At 70.3% G+C, this 16,539-nt stretch carries 18 protein-coding genes; 10 read left to right on the forward strand and 8 right to left on the reverse strand.

What is annotated here, in order from left to right; translation table 11 throughout:
• Positions 1–198 precede the first annotated feature (198 nt).
• Both OOT46_RS18330 and OOT46_RS18335 read right to left on the reverse strand, forming a co-directional pair.
• On the reverse strand, positions 199–849 hold the full coding sequence (locus OOT46_RS18330) for a phosphoribosyltransferase (RefSeq protein WP_265405065.1): 651 nt from the start codon (positions 847–849) through the stop codon (positions 199–201).
• Between the two features lie 60 nt (positions 850–909).
• On the reverse strand, positions 910–1,527 hold the full coding sequence (locus tag OOT46_RS18335; protein WP_265405066.1) for a hemerythrin domain-containing protein: 618 nt from the start codon (positions 1,525–1,527) through the stop codon (positions 910–912).
• Between the two features lie 437 nt (positions 1,528–1,964).
• Between OOT46_RS18335 and OOT46_RS18340 the strand changes: the two genes are divergently transcribed.
• The 6 genes from OOT46_RS18340 to flhC all read left to right on the forward strand — a co-directional run bounded on the left by OOT46_RS18340 (position 1,965) and on the right by flhC (position 6,595).
• Complete coding sequence (locus OOT46_RS18340; protein ID WP_265405067.1) at positions 1,965–2,327, forward strand: hypothetical protein; 363 nt, start codon at positions 1,965–1,967, stop codon at positions 2,325–2,327.
• A 247-nt stretch (positions 2,328–2,574) separates the two neighbouring features.
• Positions 2,575–4,572, forward strand: a complete 1,998-nt coding sequence (locus tag OOT46_RS18345; RefSeq protein ID WP_265405068.1) for a serine/threonine protein kinase — start codon at positions 2,575–2,577, stop codon at positions 4,570–4,572.
• Between the two features lie 100 nt (positions 4,573–4,672).
• The gene (locus OOT46_RS18350) at positions 4,673–5,065 is read left to right on the forward strand and encodes a TraR/DksA family transcriptional regulator (protein WP_265405069.1); all 393 of its coding nucleotides are present in this window, start codon (positions 4,673–4,675) and stop codon (positions 5,063–5,065) included.
• Positions 5,066–5,211: 146 nt separating this feature from the next.
• On the forward strand, positions 5,212–5,418 hold the full coding sequence (locus tag OOT46_RS18355; protein ID WP_265405070.1) for a hypothetical protein: 207 nt from the start codon (positions 5,212–5,214) through the stop codon (positions 5,416–5,418).
• A gap of 247 nt (positions 5,419–5,665) precedes the next feature.
• Entirely contained in the window at positions 5,666–5,998 is a 333-nt protein-coding gene (gene flhD, locus OOT46_RS18360) for a flagellar transcriptional regulator FlhD (protein WP_265405071.1), read from the forward strand.
• 57 nt (positions 5,999–6,055) lie between these two features.
• A complete protein-coding gene (gene flhC / locus OOT46_RS18365) occupies positions 6,056–6,595 on the forward strand; it encodes a flagellar transcriptional regulator FlhC (protein ID WP_265405072.1) in 540 nt (179 codons plus the stop codon).
• Positions 6,596–6,723: 128 nt separating this feature from the next.
• Here flhC and OOT46_RS18370 read toward each other — a convergent pair whose 3' ends face one another.
• A complete protein-coding gene (locus tag OOT46_RS18370; protein ID WP_265405073.1) occupies positions 6,724–7,191 on the reverse strand; it encodes a hypothetical protein in 468 nt (155 codons plus the stop codon).
• A gap of 132 nt (positions 7,192–7,323) precedes the next feature.
• Between OOT46_RS18370 and OOT46_RS18375 the strand changes: the two genes are divergently transcribed.
• Positions 7,324–7,746: a four-helix bundle copper-binding protein gene (locus OOT46_RS18375; RefSeq protein ID WP_265405074.1), complete on the forward strand. Its 423-nt coding sequence runs from the start codon at positions 7,324–7,326 to the stop codon at positions 7,744–7,746.
• Between the two features lie 27 nt (positions 7,747–7,773).
• Here the strand turns inward: OOT46_RS18375 and OOT46_RS18380 are convergent, their stop codons facing one another.
• Together OOT46_RS18380 and OOT46_RS18385 are read right to left on the reverse strand one after the other, a co-directional pair.
• Positions 7,774–8,025, reverse strand: coding sequence for a hypothetical protein (locus tag OOT46_RS18380; RefSeq protein WP_265405075.1), 252 nt, complete (start codon positions 8,023–8,025; stop codon positions 7,774–7,776).
• A 7-nt stretch (positions 8,026–8,032) separates the two neighbouring features.
• On the reverse strand, positions 8,033–9,538 hold the full coding sequence (locus tag OOT46_RS18385) for a S8 family serine peptidase (RefSeq protein ID WP_265405076.1): 1,506 nt from the start codon (positions 9,536–9,538) through the stop codon (positions 8,033–8,035).
• Positions 9,539–9,906: 368 nt separating this feature from the next.
• Between OOT46_RS18385 and OOT46_RS18390 the strand changes: the two genes are divergently transcribed.
• The 3 genes from OOT46_RS18390 to egtB all read left to right on the forward strand — a co-directional run bounded on the left by OOT46_RS18390 (position 9,907) and on the right by egtB (position 12,947).
• The gene (locus OOT46_RS18390) at positions 9,907–10,341 is read left to right on the forward strand and encodes a CBS domain-containing protein (RefSeq protein ID WP_265405077.1); all 435 of its coding nucleotides are present in this window, start codon (positions 9,907–9,909) and stop codon (positions 10,339–10,341) included.
• Between the two features lie 322 nt (positions 10,342–10,663).
• Positions 10,664–11,623, forward strand: coding sequence for an L-histidine N(alpha)-methyltransferase (gene egtD, locus OOT46_RS18395; protein ID WP_265405078.1), 960 nt, complete (start codon positions 10,664–10,666; stop codon positions 11,621–11,623).
• A gap of 10 nt (positions 11,624–11,633) precedes the next feature.
• Positions 11,634–12,947: an ergothioneine biosynthesis protein EgtB gene (egtB, locus tag OOT46_RS18400; RefSeq protein WP_416136220.1), complete on the forward strand. Its 1,314-nt coding sequence runs from the start codon at positions 11,634–11,636 to the stop codon at positions 12,945–12,947.
• 7 nt (positions 12,948–12,954) lie between these two features.
• Here the strand turns inward: egtB and OOT46_RS18405 are convergent, their stop codons facing one another.
• From OOT46_RS18405 to thiD, 3 genes are all read right to left on the reverse strand, one after another.
• Positions 12,955–13,815, reverse strand: coding sequence for an SDR family oxidoreductase (locus tag OOT46_RS18405; RefSeq protein ID WP_265405079.1), 861 nt, complete (start codon positions 13,813–13,815; stop codon positions 12,955–12,957).
• An 82-nt stretch (positions 13,816–13,897) separates the two neighbouring features.
• Complete coding sequence (gene bioB / locus OOT46_RS18410; protein WP_265405080.1) at positions 13,898–14,893, reverse strand: biotin synthase BioB; 996 nt, start codon at positions 14,891–14,893, stop codon at positions 13,898–13,900.
• A 73-nt stretch (positions 14,894–14,966) separates the two neighbouring features.
• Positions 14,967–16,529, reverse strand: coding sequence for a bifunctional hydroxymethylpyrimidine kinase/phosphomethylpyrimidine kinase (gene thiD / locus OOT46_RS18415; RefSeq protein ID WP_265405081.1), 1,563 nt, complete (start codon positions 16,527–16,529; stop codon positions 14,967–14,969).
• Positions 16,530–16,539 lie beyond the last annotated feature (10 nt).

Here is a 16,539-nt window from a genome sequence, read left to right on the forward strand (position 1 = left end):
CAAAGTCAACAGAAACGAACCAAATCGAAAACCTAATAGGAACAAAACGAAAACAAACGAACAAAGAATTCCGTTTTCCTCCGCAAGCCGCCGCTTGTGCAGTTGTGGAACGGACAAGGAGACGCGGTCACGGCTCAGCGCGCGGCGAGCCGAAACCAGGGCGTGCAAGGACCGGATGGACCGCGGCGCAGGCGCGGTCTAGATCCCCGCGGTCTGCCGGAGCACCGCGATGACCTCCTCGTCACTCACTTGGTGGAAGTCGCGGTAGTAGGCGCCGACCGCCTGGAATTCCGGCGGCTGCAAGAGGCAGACCAACTCGTCCACCTCCGGCCGCAAGGCCTCGGCAGTGGACGGTGCGGCCACCGGGACAGCCAGGACCAAGGCCGCCGGTTGGCGTTCCCGCAGAGCCTTGAGTGCGGCACGCACCGTCGTACCGGTCGCAATGCCGTCGTCGACCAGGATCACCGAGCGGCGCTGCAGCGCCACAGGCTGCCGGCCCTGCAGGTAGAGTTCACGCCGGCGCGCAATCTCCAGCGCTTCGACCTGGGCGCGTGCTTCGACATGGGCGCGGCTGGTGTTCGTCAAGGCCATGATCTGTTCGTCGGTTACCAGCACCGGCGGATCGGCGTCGACCAAGGCGGCCACGGCGAGTTCAGGATGCCAGGGGAGGCCGATCTTGCGCACGATCAGCAGGTCCAGCGGCGCCTGCAGCCGCCACGCCACCTCGGCTGCCACCGGCACACCGCCGCGCGGCAGCGCCAGCACCGCCGGCGAAGGCAGTTGCAGCGCCGCGACCTGGTCGGCCAACAAGCGTCCGGCCTCGATGCGATCAGTGAAGATCTGGGCCATCAGGACCTCCCCAGGCCTCCGTGGAAGCGAGCACAGCCGAGCGCCGGCCGTTTGTCGTGCTCAACGCAGCCGGAGCTCGGGCCCGCAGCCCTGCTGGCTGGCGCGCGCTGCCGTGCGTTGCAGCAGCGCCTGGTCGGGACCGCTCTCGTCAGCGGCCGCGAGGCCGGCGGACGGGGTGCCGGGATGGGCCGGCAGCCGCGACATCGCCGACGCGATGCTGGACCACTCCTCTTCACGCAGCAGTTGGATGGCCAAGGAAAACAGGGCCCGGTCCTCGTGGTCGAGCAGACGCAGCACTTCGGCGCGGTGCTGCTCCACCAGCGCCGACAGCTCGCCGACCAGGCGCAGTTCGCCGGCGGCGATGCGATCGAGCGCTTGGAGACACCGGGCCAATAGGAAGGCCGCCTGGCGCTGGCCCTCCTCGATCAGGGCGATGAGCCGGTCGGCCTCGCTGGAACGGCCCCGCATCAGGGGCAGCAACTGATCGCGCTCCTTGAGGTGAGGGCCACCATCGCGGAAGCTGCCGAGGAAATGCAGCAGGCCTTTCATGCGGGTGAGCGACATGCCCGGCTGCCACCACGCCTGGGCCCGCAACATCTCGTCCAGTGTCGCGAGCGTTTGACGAATCACCGCGTGCTCGGCTTGCAGCAACGAGCACACGCATTGGGCAGCCAGCATACAGTTCTCCTGTTGCCGCCCCGGCGGGCGCCGGGGCCTGGGTGTCGTCGGTCGGCATGCCGCCTCTGGTTGCAGTTGGCGCACAGCCGCCCGCGGGCCGGAAAATGCCGAACCCCCACTATAGGAGCTTGCACGCGCGCCTTGCCGGGAATTCGCAACGGCCCGCAGGGTCATCCGGGCCGCCCTCGCCACGCTGCGCCCCAGCACGTGCACCAGCGCCGCCGAGCACCGGAGGCTGCGTTTTTGCCCGGCCGGTTCGGCAAGTTCTGCCGCCTGGCAGTGTCCGGCGCCCTGGCAACCCTGCCAAGCCCGCAGGATCAGCGGTCGCGCCCCGCCCTCCCTGACCAGTGAGGCTGGCGCGGGCACTTCGATTGCTGAGGTGTCCGCACGGCCGCCGCGGGGCGGCTTGGGGAGGGCCCGTGATGGAACAGGACTCGATGGAAGCACTATTCGTCGCCGGCATGCTGACCGCCCTGACGGTGGTCGTGACCGTGCACTGGAAAGAGCGCCGAGCCGTCTCGTGGGGAGCACTGGGGCTCTGCCTCTTGGTGCCCGAGGCCAGCGCCCCCTTGCCCAACGCCCTGCTGCTGCACCTCATCCTCATGATCACCGTGATCGCGGTGCTGGGGCAGTTGGTGCACGATACACGCCGACTGCGCGAGGGAGCGCCCGCGACGGCGGCCGACGCACAAAGCGGCGGCTTCGACGACTTCGCGCGGCCTGTGCGCGGCGGCGACATGGTCGGCCTGCTCGGCGGGCCGGCTGTGCGGCCCGACGGCCGGGATGCCGCTTCCCTGTGAAGCGGCTCCGACGCCCGCAGATTCAAAAGGAAACAACTGCGCGACCGCTCCGGCGTGAGCGCGCGACGGGCCCGTGCAGCCGCGGTCGCAGCGGCACGGGCCCCCGCATCCAGGGGCTGCCGGCAGGGGCCGGGGTCACCCTTGGCTACGGTTTACGCGCGTCTTTCGTCTATAAACGGTCACAATCATTGCCGAGATGCACTTGCGCCCGGCTTCATGAGCGACTTCGCTCTCCGCACTTGATTCGATGACCTACCCATCCCAACAGTCCGTCTCCACCGACCGCCATCCTGCGGGTTTCGAACCGACCCACGCCCAGGCCGCGCCGAGCCAGGATGCGCTGGGTCATGGAGCGCGCGTCGCCGAGTACGAAATCGAGCGTGTGCTGGGCGAAGGCGGCTTCGGCATCGTCTACCTCGCCGTCGACCACGACCTGCAGCGGCATGTCGCAGTCAAGGAGTACCTGCCAGCCGCGCTGGCGTCGCGTGGCGCCCGTTCACAGGTGACGCTGCGTGCTTCCTCGCATGCCGAGACCTTCGCGCTGGGACTGCGCTCCTTCGTCAACGAGGCGCGCCTGCTGGCCCGTTTCGACCACCCCTCGCTGGTGCGTGTCTACCGCTTCTGGGAAGCCAACGGCACCGCCTACATGGTGATGCCCTACTACGAGGGCCCCACGCTGGCGGAGGCCCGGCTGGCGATGCGCACGCCGCCCGACGAGGCCTGGCTGCGCCGGCTGCTGCATTCCCTGATGGGGGCGCTGGAGGTTCTGCACGAAGGCTCCTGCTACCACCGCGACATCGCGCCTGACAACATCCTGCTGCTGCCCGACGGCCGCCCGGTGCTGCTCGACTTCGGCGCCGCCCGCCGGGTGATCGGCGACAAGACGCAGACCCTCACCGCCATCCTGAAGCCCGCCTTCGCGCCTATCGAGCAGTACGCCGAGGCCGGCCATCTCCAGCAAGGTCCGTGGACCGATCTCTATGCGCTGGCGGCGGTGGTCTATTACTGCATCAGCGGCCGCTCGCCGTTGCCGTCCACCGTCAGGGCCGTTGATGACCAGCTCAAGCCGCTGAGCGAGGTGGTCCAGTCGCTGCAGGCGACTTTCCCCGAGGTGCGCTACAGCCCGGGCTTCCTGGCAGCGATCGACTGGGCCCTTTCCGTGCGTCCCCAGGACCGGCCTCAGAACGTCGAGCAGTTGCGTCAAGCCCTCAATCGCCACGACGGCGGGCGTCCGAGCGGCCCGCCCCCCGCTGTCGTGGCGGCGGCTGCGGCTGCTCCACCTCCGGTGACGCCGTCTGCGGCAAGCATCGCGGCCGCCATGCCACCGCCGCGTTCGACCCAGCCGCCGCAGGAAGTGCCGACGCTGTTTTCGGTCTTTCCCGGGCCGGACACACCGAGGCCCGCCGCGGCGGGTGCAGCGCCCGGGCCTGCGACCGGCAAGCCGGACGAAGTCCCGTCCGACGCCGCCGTGATGGCGGCGCTCAATGTCGCGCTCGGCTCGCTGCCCGACCTCAAGCCGGATCCCGAGCGCTGGACGGCAACACGCGCGGCCGACGAAGATGACCGCGCCGCCGGACGCAGTAGCGGCGGCATGGTGCGCTGGGGCCTGATGCTCGCCGTCCTGGTCGCCATCGGCCTGGGTGCCTGGAAATGGAACGAACGCCGCCACGCCGAGGCCGTGCTGCGTCAGATCGCAGGCAGCTCGCTGAGCGACCCGGCACTCACGCAGCCCCGCCCGGCACCGCCCACCCCCGGGGCCGTGCCGCCCACCCCCGCGGCGGTGCCGCCCGCTCCCGCGCCGACAGTTGCGACGCCGCCAGCCGCCCCGCCGGCTGTCGCTGCCGCGCCGATGCCACCGCCGACCCCGGCTCCGGCAGCCCCCGCGCCGGCGACGCCGCCCGTCGACCCGGTCGCCGCAACGCCCGCCGCCCCACCGCCGGCGCCGGTCCCGGCAGCCTCCGCCCTCGCTGCAGCGCCGGCCATGCCCCCGGTGGCCGCCGCCACGACGCCGCTGGAAACTCCCCCGCCTCAAGCGGCGGCCGGGCTGCCACGCGAGGAGGAGACGGGCGCCGGCTCCACGGCGACGCGGCGGGTGGGCGCCAGCGAACCGTCGAATCCCCGCACCTTGTGCGAGCCGAGGACCAATTTCTCGTTGTATTACTGCATGCAGACGCAATGCAGGAAGCCGCAATACGTGAACCATCCGCACTGCAAGCGACTGCGCGAGCGGGACGAGGTCGAGTGAGCCGGCCCCGGATTTGCTGGTGAACGACAGGCCCGCCGGCCCGCTGCCGCCGGGCCGACCCCGCAATCGTGCGGACCCCGGTCCGCAGAGAAAGGCCAAGATGACTTCCTTGTCAGACGCTCAGCTGTCGTCGTTGAAAGCACAGCTCAAGGAGCGCGAGCAGAAGCTGCAAGGTGAAGTGCGGCTGTCGCGCCAGGCCAAAGAAGAACTTGCCGTGGGACAGGCAGGTGTGGTCGGCGACCACGGGGACGCCGCGGCCGCGCACCTCCAGGCCGGCATACGCCACGTCGAGACCGAACGCGACATCGAGGAGCTGCTCGACATCGAGGCCGCGCTCGAGCGCATCCAGGCCGGCAGCTACGGCGAGTGTGTCGATTGCGGCCAAGACATCGCCTACGCCCGCCTGCAGGCTCAGCCCAGCGCCACCCGCTGCGCCGACTGCCAAACCGTCTTCGAGCGCCGGCACCCGACCGTTCTGCGGGATCCCGGCTGAGTGGCGGCGCCGGCGGCTGTGCCGGTGCTGCACCGCTTCCTCCCGGCCCTGGCCCCTCTCCCGATCCGGGCTTCCCGGCACAATTCCTCGCCCGCCCTCCGCGCCCCTGCCCGCAGGCCGGAGGTGCTCGCTACCATCGCCTGCTCATGTCACTGTTACAGGCAGATGCAGAAATGTTCGGCGAAATCACAGGCTGGCTGGTGGCCTTCAAATACCCGGCAGGCGACAGCGGCCCTCAGTGGCTCGAAGTGAAACAGCCCGAGCGCGACGAAGCGCTCGCCAGCGCCCGAGCGATGGCCGCTCAGCGCTGGCCCGAGGCCGACGTTTTCAAGGTCGTCCCCATCATGGAATGAAACCCTTCGCCCCGGTTCGCCCGGGGCGGGCCCTCGGCGTGCCAGCCGCACGGCTTGAGCCGGAATTGGACGGTATACCGGGAAGTCCTGTAGGAAGTTGCCTGACAAGCACATCAGACGGAGGCGACACAGCGGACAGAAGCAACCTGATGTTTCCAGGCCTCAAGCTTCGCCAGAATTCAATCCATCGAGCAAGCCCCGGTTTGCACCCCAGTCAAGAAGTTCAGGACAGACGCAGGAGTTCACCATGACCGCCACCGCAGACCAGATCCTCAGCGAGATCCGCGAAGCCAACCTGTCCTACCTGATGCTGGCGCAGAACCTGATCCGCAGCGACCGCGAACAGGCCCTCTACCGCCTGGGCGTGTCGGAAGACACCGCCGACCTGCTGGCGGTGCTGAGCCCCGCGCAGATGATGAAGATCGCCTCGGGCAACACCTTGCTGTGCCGCTTCCGGTTCGATGACGAACTGGTCTGGGGCCTTTTGACCAACCATGGCAAGACCACCGCCGCGAACGACGCCACCTCGCGCCTGCACGCTTCCATCGTGCTGGCCGGCCGGCACCAGGAAGCGGCCTGAGTCGCGCCCGCCTCGATCCCCTTCATCCCCCTCCTCACTGAGACACGGACCCCGCCCATGCGCACCAAGAGCATCCTGAGCGAAGCCAAGCAGATCGAACGTGCCGTCACGCTGATCCAGCTGGGTGCCCGCCTGCAGGTGCTGGAGTCCGAGACCGACATGTCCTACGAGCGCCTGCTGCGCCTGTACAAGGAGGTGTCGGGCAAGTCGCCGTCGAAGGGCCAGCTGCCGTTCTCGACCGACTGGTTCATGACCTGGCAGCCGAACATCCATGCCTCGCTGTTCCTGAACATCCACGAGTACCTGAACAAGGTGGCGGAGATCGACGAGATCGACACCATCATCAAGGCCTACCGGCTGTACCTGGAGCAGACCCAGGCGCAGGGGCTGGAGCCGCTGCTGTCGGTGACGCGGGCCTGGCGCCTGGTGAAGTTCATCGACAACGGCATGCTGACCTTGACCAAGTGCTCCAAGTGCGGCGGCCACTTCGTCACGCACCCGCACGAGATCGCCAAGCACTTCGTGTGCGGCATGTGCAACCCGCCGGCCCGCGCCGGCAAGGGCAAGGCTGCCGGCGGCCTGCAGCTCGGCCACTGAAGGATGGCCAGGCCGGACTCGACCCCGAATTTTGTTTTCTTGTCGTTGGTTTCCTCCTGAGAGAAGCACAGTCCGCTGTGCCTTGCAACGGGCCCCTCGGGGCCCGTTTTTTTGCCCCGGGAAGGCGCTCAGCGCCGCCGCATCAGCCAGGCGCCCATCGCCATGCCGACAGCCAGGCCGCCGTAGACCATCCACAGGCTCTTGCCCGACAGGCGGCGCTCGAAGCCCGGGGTCAACCGCCTGGGCACGACCACCAGGTCGACCACGGCCGCCACCGCGGTGGCCTTGATCGCGTTGCGCGCCACGGCTGCCGCACTGCGCGGCTCGCGCTCGCGGCCCAGCAGTTTCTCGAACAGCACCCCCCAGAAGATGCCGGAAGCGGCATGCAGCGCGGCGCCGGTCGCGGTGTGGCGCACGGTGGGCCGGTCGACGTTCAGCGCCTCGTCGCCGTGGATGATGTGGCTGGTGGCATTGAGCGGCGCCACGGCGCTGCCGGTCTCTTTGCGTCCGCGCAGCGCCAACAGTGCCGCGGAAGTGATGCTGGCGGCACCGCCCGAGACGACGGCGTCTTTCACGGCTGCGGTCCAGGTTTTCATCGAATGCCTCGCTTTCCTTGCTGTGTGGGCGGTCGCCCTTCTTGAACCTGCTCGCAAGGAAAACGGCAAGAGGCATTCCCGGCTGGGTACGGGGCTTGCCAGACAGCGGAGGTCAGCAAGCCGGAGCCCACCGTGACAGGTATCGTGAACGACCCCCGGGTTCAACAGTGCATCGAGGACTGCCTGCAATGCTGGGCCGCTTGCCGCGGCACCGCCCTGCGGCAATGCCTGGATCTCGGCGGCCCCCACGCCGAGCAGGACCACCTCAGCCTGATGATGAACTGCGCCGACCTCTGCCAGGCGACGGCCAACTTCATGCTCAGCGGATCGACCCTGCACAGCGAGGTGTGCGCGCTGTGCGCCAAGGTGTGCGGAGCCTGCGCGCAGAGCTGCCGACAGCTCGGTTCCCTGGAGGACTGCGAAGCCGCCTGCCGACGCTGTGCCGACAGCTGCCGCGAGGTGGCGGGAACCGCCCCGCCGCAGGGGCAGACCGACTCGCGGCTCCCGACCACCGGAATGCCCGGCGGGCCGGCGCGCCAGGGCGCCTACGGTTGAACGCGGCGCCGCGGCGCGGCCACCGCCTCACCCCGCGCCGAGGCGCGGGGGGCGCGGCGTGCGGATGTCGCGCGTCTCGGGGGTACAGGACCAGCCCGGCAGCTGGCGCGCGATGCGCTCGGCCTGTTCGGGCTGGGCCTCGATGATCAGAGTGCCGCTGCCCCGGCCCAGGACCGTCGCACCGGCGGCGCGCACCGCCCGCGCGGCCGCCTCGGGCTCCGGCACGTCCGAGGGCGCGATGGCTTCGAGGCTCCGGCAATAGAGGACGAACCTGGACATCGGCGAATTATCTCGCCAGCCCCTTGCCCTGCAAAGTCGGGGCGAAACCCAGGTCGTCGGCGCGTTCTGCCGCCAGCGCCAGGATGGCTTCCGACCGTTTGGCGTCGCGCGGTGCCTGCAGCAGCTCGGGCGAGGCCGCCAGCGCACGCGCCAGCACGCCCGCAGCCACCGGGCTGGCCATCGAGGTGCCATCCATCACGCCCCAGCGGTCTTGCGGGATGGTCGAGACAATGCCGACCCCGGGGGCACCCAGCCGGATTTGCGGCCCGCGGTTGGAGAAGCGTGCGACGAAGGTGTCGTACTCGCCCGGCGGCTCGCTCAGGTGGCGGGCCTGGGCCGATCCCTCGGGCCAGGCGTCCTTCACGCCCAGCGCCGAGACGGCCAGCGACAGCGGGTCATTGGCCGGGTAGCTGACCGGGCCGCCCTCGTTGCCGGCAGCGCAGACGCAGATGGCGCCGCTCAGGCGCGCGAACTGGATCGCCTCGGAAATCGCCGGGTCGCTGCCGGCCCCGCCGAGGCTCATGTTGATGATGTCGCAGCCGTCGAGCACGGCCTGGCGGATCGCTTCGCGGATGGCGGCGTTCGACGCTCCGCCCTCGCCGCGTTCGAACACGCGATAGGCGTGCAGCGCGACTTGCGGCGCCTCGCCCGCGAGGTTGAAGCCGCCCTCGCGCAGCTGCGCCGCGATGACGCCGGCCACGTGGGTGCCATGGCCCTCCTCGTCGTGCCATTCCTCGACCGGCTCGACCAGCGTGGTATTGCGTCCGACGGCCACTGGCAGATCGGCATGCGGCCCGACGCCGGTGTCGATCACGGCGACCTTCACGCCGGCGCCCGCCGACGGTTCCGGCTCGCCGTAGAGACGGCGCCGGGCATCGGCGAAGCTGCGATCCAGCCCCACGACATGCAGCTGGGTCACTGCTTCGAGTTCGACATCCTGCCACTCGCGCGGCCAGCCGCCGTGCAGCGGATAAGCGACCACCAGCGGCGCACGCGTGACGCTGCCGGGCAGTTGCAGCCGCACCTCGCCCTGCGCGTCGGTCACCCCTTGGGCACCGGTCCGGCTGTCGGCATCGGTCAGCACCACCACCATGCAGTCCGACAGCGGCCGTGGCTCTGCCCCGTCGGCGACGATACGCACGGTGAGCTCACGCAGCGGGGCCTCCTGCGTGGGGGCGACCCGGTTGAGCACTTCCACCCGCGGCGCGCGGGCCGGTGTGTAGCGCCGCTCGGGCACGATACGCAGGCCGGGCAGCTGGGATTGCACCAAAGCTGCCTCGTCGGGCGTCAGCTCGACCACCTTGGTGCCGTCGCTCGCCGCTGAGGCGAGCACACGCAGCGACAAGCCGCCCAGGGAGGCGCGCCCCTCCTGCTGCATCGGCAGAAGCTGGCGCAAGGCATGCTCGGCGGTGGCGGAGGACAGGCCGCCGGTGACAAAACCCGCAGTGGGCAGTATCAGGTAGCGGGACGGAGCGGACGAGGATGACGAGGGGGAGGAGCTGCTGCTAGCCATGGTATTCCTGTTGTGACCCGGGACGCGGGCAAGGTGTGCCTTGACTCATTCTGTCGGCATTGACATGGCAAGCCGTGACGACATTTTTCTGAGCACGCCTTCGGCGAGGCGCTGGGCCGGCGCGATCTACATCGCCTGGCATACCTTTTTACCGGGACCGGCGCCTGCCGGGCGGCGCAACGCCGTCGTCACCCGAGCGCGTGCCCGTCCAGCCAGGCGGACAGCCGCAGCGGGCATGGCGATTGCGAAGCGCTGCAGGGAACGGCGCGGCCCGACCGGCAGCGTCGCCATCGCCCTTGACGGCGACCGCAGGCGGCGGCCAAAGTGTCGGTTGTCGTGTCCCTTGACGCCATGAAGGAGAGAACACCATGCAACAGATTTCCGAAGTGATGACCCGGAATGTGCGGGTCGTCTCGCCCGACGACTCCCTGCAATCGGCAGCCCGGGTGATGGACGAGATGAACGTCGGCGCCGTTCCCGTCTGCAACGGCGACCGCCTGGTGGGCATGATCACCGACCGCGACATCACCGTGCGCGCGGTGGCCGCCGGCCTGCCGGCCGACGGTACCCATGTCGGCGACGTGATGACCGATCAGGTGCGCTGGTGCTTCGAGGACCAGCCGGTCGACGAGGTGATGAAGCAGATGAGCGACGTGCAGATCCGCCGCGTCCCGGTGGTCGACCGCGACAACCGGCTGGTGGGCATCGTTTCGCTGGGCGACCTTGCAACCCGTCATCCGGCAGACGTCGAAGGCACGCTGGAACGCATCTCTTCGCCGTCCCAGCCGGACCGCACGCACTGACCCCCCTTCACCGCCCCGCTGCCCCGATCGGACCGGCGCAGCGGGGCCCTCTGCGGCCAGGACGGCTGTCGTGTCCCGGCCCCGCCCGCCCGCACCGCTGCGCCGGGCGTCGCCCATCCGAGAGTGACATGAACACGAACAAGACCGCGAACCGCACCCCTTCGACGGCCGCCGCCGCCCGCCCCGCCCGCCGTGGCGACTCCGAGCGGGCCGGCGCATGAAGCCACAGTTGCAACACCTCGCCTCCCCTCCGCTCCTGTCCCAGCCCGCTCCCGCCGACCTCCCGGATGCCCGACACCCTGCCTCGCCTGCGCGACGCGGGGTGCCGGCATGGATCTCCGTCGGCCTGGTGGAGGACAGCGACCAGCGCCTGCTCGACCTGCGCAACGGGCTGCTGCAGCGGCCCGCCCACATCTCGCCCAAATTCTTCTATGACGCGCAGGGCTGCGCGCTCTACAGCGCCATCTGCGAGCTGGCCGAGTACTACCCGACACGCACCGAAGCTGCGATCTTCGAACGTCACCGGGACGCGATCGCGCGCCGCCTGCCACGCGGTGTGCAATGGGTCGACCTGGGCTGCGGCGACGGCGCCAAGTCCTGGCCCTGGCTGAAGCCGGTGGAGGCGCGCCGCTGGGTCGGCGTCGACATTTCTCCCGAATGGCTCTCGATGTCGCTGCAGGCCGGTGGTCAACAGTTCGTCGAGGTCGAGTTCGTCGGCGTAGCCACCGACTTCACCCGGCCGCTGCAACTGCACCACGTACTGGGCCAACGCCCGCACTGGCCGCGCGTGTTCTTCTACCCGGGCTCCTCCATCGGCAACTTCCCGCCCGAGCAGGCGCTGGCGCTGCTCGGCTCGGTGCGCGAGCACCTCGGCCCCGAGGGACGGCTGCTGATCGGCATCGACGGCGTCAAAGACAAGGCGGTGCTGGAGGCCGCCTATGACGACGCGCTGGGCGTCACGGCCGCTTTCAACCGCAATGTGCTGCGGGTGGTCAACCGCGAGCTCGACGCCGACTTCGACGCGCGGCGCTTCGCGCACCGGGCGGTCTTCAACAGCCGCGACAGCCGCATCGAGATGCACCTGGTGGCCCAGGGCGTGCAGCAGGTGCACCTCGGCACCGACCAGCGCGTCTTCGACGACGGCGAGGCCATCGTCACCGAGTACTCCTACAAGTACACGCCGGAGTCCTTCGCCGCCCTGCTGCGCGAAGCCGGCTTCGGCAGCAGCTGGCACTGGAGCGACGAGCGCGGCTGGTTCCATGTTTTCGTCGCCGGCGCCTGAAGGACCCGCCATGGCCTGGATGCCCCCTGCCCCCGCGGCCCCGCCCGCCGCGCCAGCCCTGCTTGCCACCTTCCGCGCGGTGCGCCGGCAGACCGACGCGCTGGTCGAAGGCCTGACGCCCGAGGACTGCATGCTGCAGTCGATGGCCGACGCCAGCCCAGTCAAGTGGCACATCGCCCACACCACCTGGTTTTTCGAGACCTTCGTGCTGGAACGCGCCCCGGGCGGCTGGCGGCCGGTGGATCCGGCCTACCGCCGGCTTTTCAACAGCTACTACGTCGGCGTCGGGGAACGCCACCCGCGGCCCGAGCGCGGCCTGCTCTCCCGGCCCTCGTTCGCGGAGGTGCAGAGTTACCGCCGCACAGTCGAGCAGCAGGTCGCGGCGCTGCTGGAGCAGCGTGCGCTGGCGCCGGACCTGCTGGCCCTGGTCGAGCTGGGCCTGCACCACGAGCAGCAGCACCAGGAGCTGATCCTCACCGACCTCAAGCACCACTTCTCGCGCAATCCCCTGCTGCCGGCCTACCGGCCTTTGGGCAAGCGCCCGGTCGGGGACCCTCCCGGCCCACTGCGTTTCGTCGGCTTCGAGGGCGGTCGCACCGAGCTCGGACATGCCGGCCCGGCTTTCGCCTTCGACAACGAGCAGCCGCGCCACACGGCCTGGCTGGCGCCCTTCGAGCTCGCTTCGCGGCTGGTCTGCAACGCCGAATACCTGGCCTTCATCGAGGACGGCGGCTACCGGCGCCCTGAGCTGTGGCTGTCGGACGGCTGGGACCTGTGCAGCCGGGAGGGCTGGCAGGCGCCGCTCTACTGGCAGCGTGACGGCGAGAACGAGGCAGCCGGCTGGCGGCACTTCACGCTGCAGGGCGAGCGCGAGCCGGCACCGGGCGAGCCGGTCTGCCACCTCAGCTACTACGAGGCCGACGCCTATGCGCGCTGGGCCGGTGCCCGCCTGCCCACCGAGGCCGAGTGGGAGACCGCGGCCGCCAGCCTGGGCCCCCCCGGCAGCGGGACCGGCTCGGGTCGCGGCTGCCTGCTGGAGCAGGGCCTCTTCCACCCGCGCCCCGCCAACGGCGACCCGCTGGCCCAGATGTTCGGCGACACCTGGGAGTGGACCCAGAGCGCCTACCTGCCCTACCCCGGCTTCCGCGCGGCACCGGGCGCGGTGGGCGAGTACAACGGCAAGTTCATGATCAACCAGATGGTGCTGCGCGGCGGCTCCTGTGCGACGCCGGCCTCACACCTGCGCGCCAGCTACCGCAACTTCTTCCCGCCGCAGGCGCGCTGGCAGTTCAGCGGGCTGCGGCTGGCGCGCGACGCGGGCTGAGTGCACCTCAGCCGTTGATGACCTCGCCGCCGTTCGGGTGCAGCACCTGTCCGGTCATGTAGCTGGCGTCACGCGAGGCCAGGAAGACGTAGCTGGGCGAGATCTCGTCCGGCTGGCCAGGCCGGGCCATCGGCACCTTGGCGCCGAAGCTCTCCACTTCGTCCTCGTCGAAGGTGGACGGGATCAGCGGCGTCCACACCGGCCCGGGCGCCACCGCATTGACCCGGATCTTGCGCTTGGCGAGCTGCTGCGCCAGCGAGCGGGTGAAGGCGACGATGGCGCCCTTGGACGAGGCGTAGTCCAGCAGGTGGGCGCTGCCCCGGTAGGCCGTGACCGAGGTCGTGTTGACGATGCTGCCGCCCTCGGGCAGGTGGGGCACCACCAGCCTCGAGAGGTTGAACATGGAGAAGAAGTTGGTCCGGAAGGTCTGCTCGAGCTGGCTGGCGGAGATGTCCTCGATCTTTTCCCTGGGGTGCTGCTCGGCGGCGTTGTTGACCAGCACATCGATGCGGCCGAAGGTCTCCAGGGTCGAGCGCAGCACCTGCTCGGCAAAGCTCTCCTCGCCCAGGTCCCCGGCGAGCGCCAGGCAGCGCACCTGCTGCGCCTCGACCTTCTGGATGGTGTGGGCCGCGTCCTGGTGCTCGTTGAGGTAGACGATCACGACGTCGGCGCCCTCCTTGGCGAAACAGATCGCGACCGAGCGGCCGATGCCGCTGTCGCCGCCGGTGACAATGGCGACCTTGCCGCGCAGCTTGCCGCTGCCCACATAGCCCTCGGCATCCGAGGCGGGCGGCGGATCCATCAGGCCTTCGTGTCCGGGCTGGACGTCCTGGTGCTGCGGCGGCAGCGTCTTCTTGTCTTGCGGCATGCGGGTGCTCCGGCTGGTTCTCGGTCCCGCAGTCCGGCAAGCGCCGTGCCCCGGCGGGGCAGCGGCGCGGCGTGGCCCCGCCTCAGCCCGCCTGCAGCCCCAGCTTGGTGAACAGCCGCTGGTCGCGCTCCCAGTCCGGGTTGCCGGTGGTGAGCAGCTTGTCGCCGTAGAAGATCGAGTTGGCGCCGGCCAGGAAACACAGGGCCTGCACCGCGTCGCTCATCTGCTGCCGCCCGGCCGACAGGCGCACGCGTGCCTTCGGCATGGTGACGCGCGCGACCGCGATGGTGCGGACGAACTCGAGCGGGTCGAGCGCCTCGATGCCGTGCAGCGGCGTGCCTTCGACCTGCACCAGATGGTTGATGGGGACCGACTCCGGGTAGGGCTCCATGTTGGCCAGCTGGGCCACCAGCCCGGCGCGCTCGCGCCGCGACTCGCCCATGCCGACGATGCCGCCGCTGCAGACGTTCATGCCGGCCGAGCGCACGTGCTCCAGGGTGTCGAGCCGGTCCTGGTAGTCGCGCGTCGAGATGATGCGGCCGTAGGCTTCCGGAGCCGTGTCGAGGTTGTGGTTGTAGTAGTCCAGTCCGGCATGCTTGAGCGTGCGCGCCTGGGTCTCGCTCAGCATGCCCAGCGTGCAGCAGGCCTCCAGGCCGGCGTCCTTCACCACCCGCACCAGCTCGGCCACCTTCTCGACGTCGCGGTCCTTGGGCGCGCGCCAGGCGGCGCCCATGCAGAAGCGTGTCGCGCCTTGCTCGCGCGCGGCCTCCACCGCGGCGCGGACCGCCTCGACCTCCATCAGCTTGCCGGCCTCCACGCCGGTGTCGTAGTGGACCGATTGGGGGCAGTAGGCGCAGTCCTCCGGGCAGCCGCCGGTCTTGATCGACAGCAGGGTCGACAGCTGGATCTCGTTGGCCTGGAAATGCTCGCGGTGCACACGCTGGGCCTGGAACAGCAGGTCGTTGAAAGGCAGATCGAACAGGGCCTCGACCGCATCGACGCTCCAGCGCTGCCCTGCGTCGGCGGGCTCGGGATGGCGGCGGATCACGTGAACGGGCTGGGCAATGGCTTCGGTCATGAATGAAGAGGGGTGACGGATGCGGAACGCGTCAGTGTAAAGCGCAAACCCGGGAGCGGGTTCGCGGGCACGCTCAGGAAGCAGCAGCGACCCCGGACACCGGGCCGGGCAGCGTGCTGCGCGGCAGTGCCGGCGCTGGCAGCGCCTCGGCCGCCCCACCGGCCGCGATGGCCTGCTGCAGGCGCGCGATCGCGGCCTCGGGGTCGGCGGCATGGGTGATGCCCCGCAACACCGCGACACCCGCGGCGCCGCAGCGTATCGCTTCCAGGCTGCGCGGCTCGTCCATGCCGGCGATCGCGACCACCGGTTGGTCGAGCACCTGGCACCAGTAGGCCAGGTTGCCCGGCCCCTGCGGCCACCACGGCATGTCCTTCGTCACGGTGGCGTGGATGGGTCCGCAGGCGATGTAGCTGGGCGCGAGCGCGCGGGCGCGGCACACCTCCCAGTAGCTGTGGGTGCTCAAGCCCAGCCTCAGGCCGGCCTCGCGCAGCCGCCGCAGGGCCTCCTCGCCGTGGGCCTGCAGGTCTTCCTGGCCCAGGTGCACGCCATAGGCACCGTGCTCGATCGCGAGTTGCCAGTGGTCGTTGATGAAAAGCTGTGCGCCGGCAGCCCGGGCGGCGGCGACGGCCCTTCCGATCTCGCGCGACAGCGCCGCGGCGGTCGCGTCCTTGATGCGCAGCTGCACCGCGCGCACGCCGGCGCGCAGGACCCGCTCGACCCAGGCCCCGCTGTCCACCACGGCATAGAGGCCCAGCTGCCGCTCGAGGAGCGGCGCGAAAGACCGGACCTCGTCCGGCTCGCCCGCATGCAGGCCGGGCAGCGCACCGGGACGCAAGGCGAAACCGCGGCGCGGACGCACCGGACCCGCGCCCTGCCCTGCCGGGTACGACAGGCGCAGCGCCTCGGTCGTGCTCATCTTGCCGAGCACCGCCGCATCCGCGCTGCAGAAGCCCAGCGCCAAGGCCGCGGCCATGGAGGCGGCGAACACACAACCGGTGCCATGGTGGTGCGGCGTGTCCAGCCGCGGCCCGCTCAGCCAGCCGCGTGCCTGCGGTGTGTCGAGCCAGTCGAGCGCCAGCGCGCCGCCCGCGTCGCCCCCGGTAACCACCACGGCCTCGGGCCCGAGTGCGCGCAGCGCCGCCGCCGCCGAGGCCACGTCGCCATGGCGCAGCAAGGGCTCCCCGGCCAGCAGCCAGGCCGCTTCGGCGCGGTTGGGGGTGACGACGGTGGCGCGCGGCAGCAGCCGGCCCAGCAGCGCCTCGCGCAGCGGCTCGCCGCTCAGGGTCGAGCCGGTGCTGGCGCGCCAGACCGGGTCGACCACCAGCGCGACCGGCTGATGCTCACGCAGCCGGTCCAGCCAGTGCACCAGGGTATCGATATGCTCGGCGCTGCCCAGCAGGCCGGTCTTGATGACCCGCGGCGGCAGGTCCTCGGCCAGGGCTGCGAGCTGAGCTTCGAACATCGCGGGCGAGACCGGCTCGATGCTCTGCACCGCGGTGGAGTTCTGCGCGGTCAGGGCCGAGATGACGGTGCAGCCATGGACGTCGAAGGCCTCGAAAGCCTTCAGATCGGCTTGCACCCCGGCGCCGGCGCCGCTGTCGGAGCCTGCGACGCTCCAGATGATGGGGAGGCTCATCAGCGGGATC

The sequence above is a fragment of the Aquabacterium sp. A7-Y genome, assembly GCF_026153205.1.
GTDB lineage: Bacteria > Pseudomonadota > Gammaproteobacteria > Burkholderiales > Burkholderiaceae_C > Caldimonas.

Bases quoted from the DNA above. Each gene is read 5' to 3' on its own strand.
- OOT46_RS18330 (WP_265405065.1), bottom strand. From the start codon at position 849: ATGGCCCAGATCTTCACTGATCGCATCGAGGCCGGACGCTTGTTGGCC.
- flhD (WP_265405071.1), top strand. From the start codon at position 5,666: ATGACCGCCACCGCAGACCAGATCCTCAGCGAGATCCGCGAAGCCAAC.
- OOT46_RS18370 (WP_265405073.1), bottom strand. From the start codon at position 7,191: ATGAAAACCTGGACCGCAGCCGTGAAAGACGCCGTCGTCTCGGGCGGT.
- OOT46_RS18405 (WP_265405079.1), bottom strand. From the start codon at position 13,815: ATGCCGCAAGACAAGAAGACGCTGCCGCCGCAGCACCAGGACGTCCAG.
- OOT46_RS18380 (WP_265405075.1), bottom strand. From the start codon at position 8,025: ATGTCCAGGTTCGTCCTCTATTGCCGGAGCCTCGAAGCCATCGCGCCC.
- bioB (WP_265405080.1), bottom strand. From the start codon at position 14,893: ATGACCGAAGCCATTGCCCAGCCCGTTCACGTGATCCGCCGCCATCCC.
- OOT46_RS18390 (WP_265405077.1), top strand. From the start codon at position 9,907: ATGCAACAGATTTCCGAAGTGATGACCCGGAATGTGCGGGTCGTCTCG.
- flhC (WP_265405072.1), top strand. From the start codon at position 6,056: ATGCGCACCAAGAGCATCCTGAGCGAAGCCAAGCAGATCGAACGTGCC.
- OOT46_RS18355 (WP_265405070.1), top strand. From the start codon at position 5,212: ATGTCACTGTTACAGGCAGATGCAGAAATGTTCGGCGAAATCACAGGC.
- OOT46_RS18345 (WP_265405068.1), top strand. From the start codon at position 2,575: ATGACCTACCCATCCCAACAGTCCGTCTCCACCGACCGCCATCCTGCG.
- OOT46_RS18335 (WP_265405066.1), bottom strand. From the start codon at position 1,527: ATGCTGGCTGCCCAATGCGTGTGCTCGTTGCTGCAAGCCGAGCACGCG.
- thiD (WP_265405081.1), bottom strand. From the start codon at position 16,529: ATGAGCCTCCCCATCATCTGGAGCGTCGCAGGCTCCGACAGCGGCGCC.
- OOT46_RS18340 (WP_265405067.1), top strand. From the start codon at position 1,965: ATGGAAGCACTATTCGTCGCCGGCATGCTGACCGCCCTGACGGTGGTC.
- OOT46_RS18350 (WP_265405069.1), top strand. From the start codon at position 4,673: ATGACTTCCTTGTCAGACGCTCAGCTGTCGTCGTTGAAAGCACAGCTC.
- egtB (WP_416136220.1), top strand. From the start codon at position 11,634: ATGGCCTGGATGCCCCCTGCCCCCGCGGCCCCGCCCGCCGCGCCAGCC.
- OOT46_RS18385 (WP_265405076.1), bottom strand. From the start codon at position 9,538: ATGGCTAGCAGCAGCTCCTCCCCCTCGTCATCCTCGTCCGCTCCGTCC.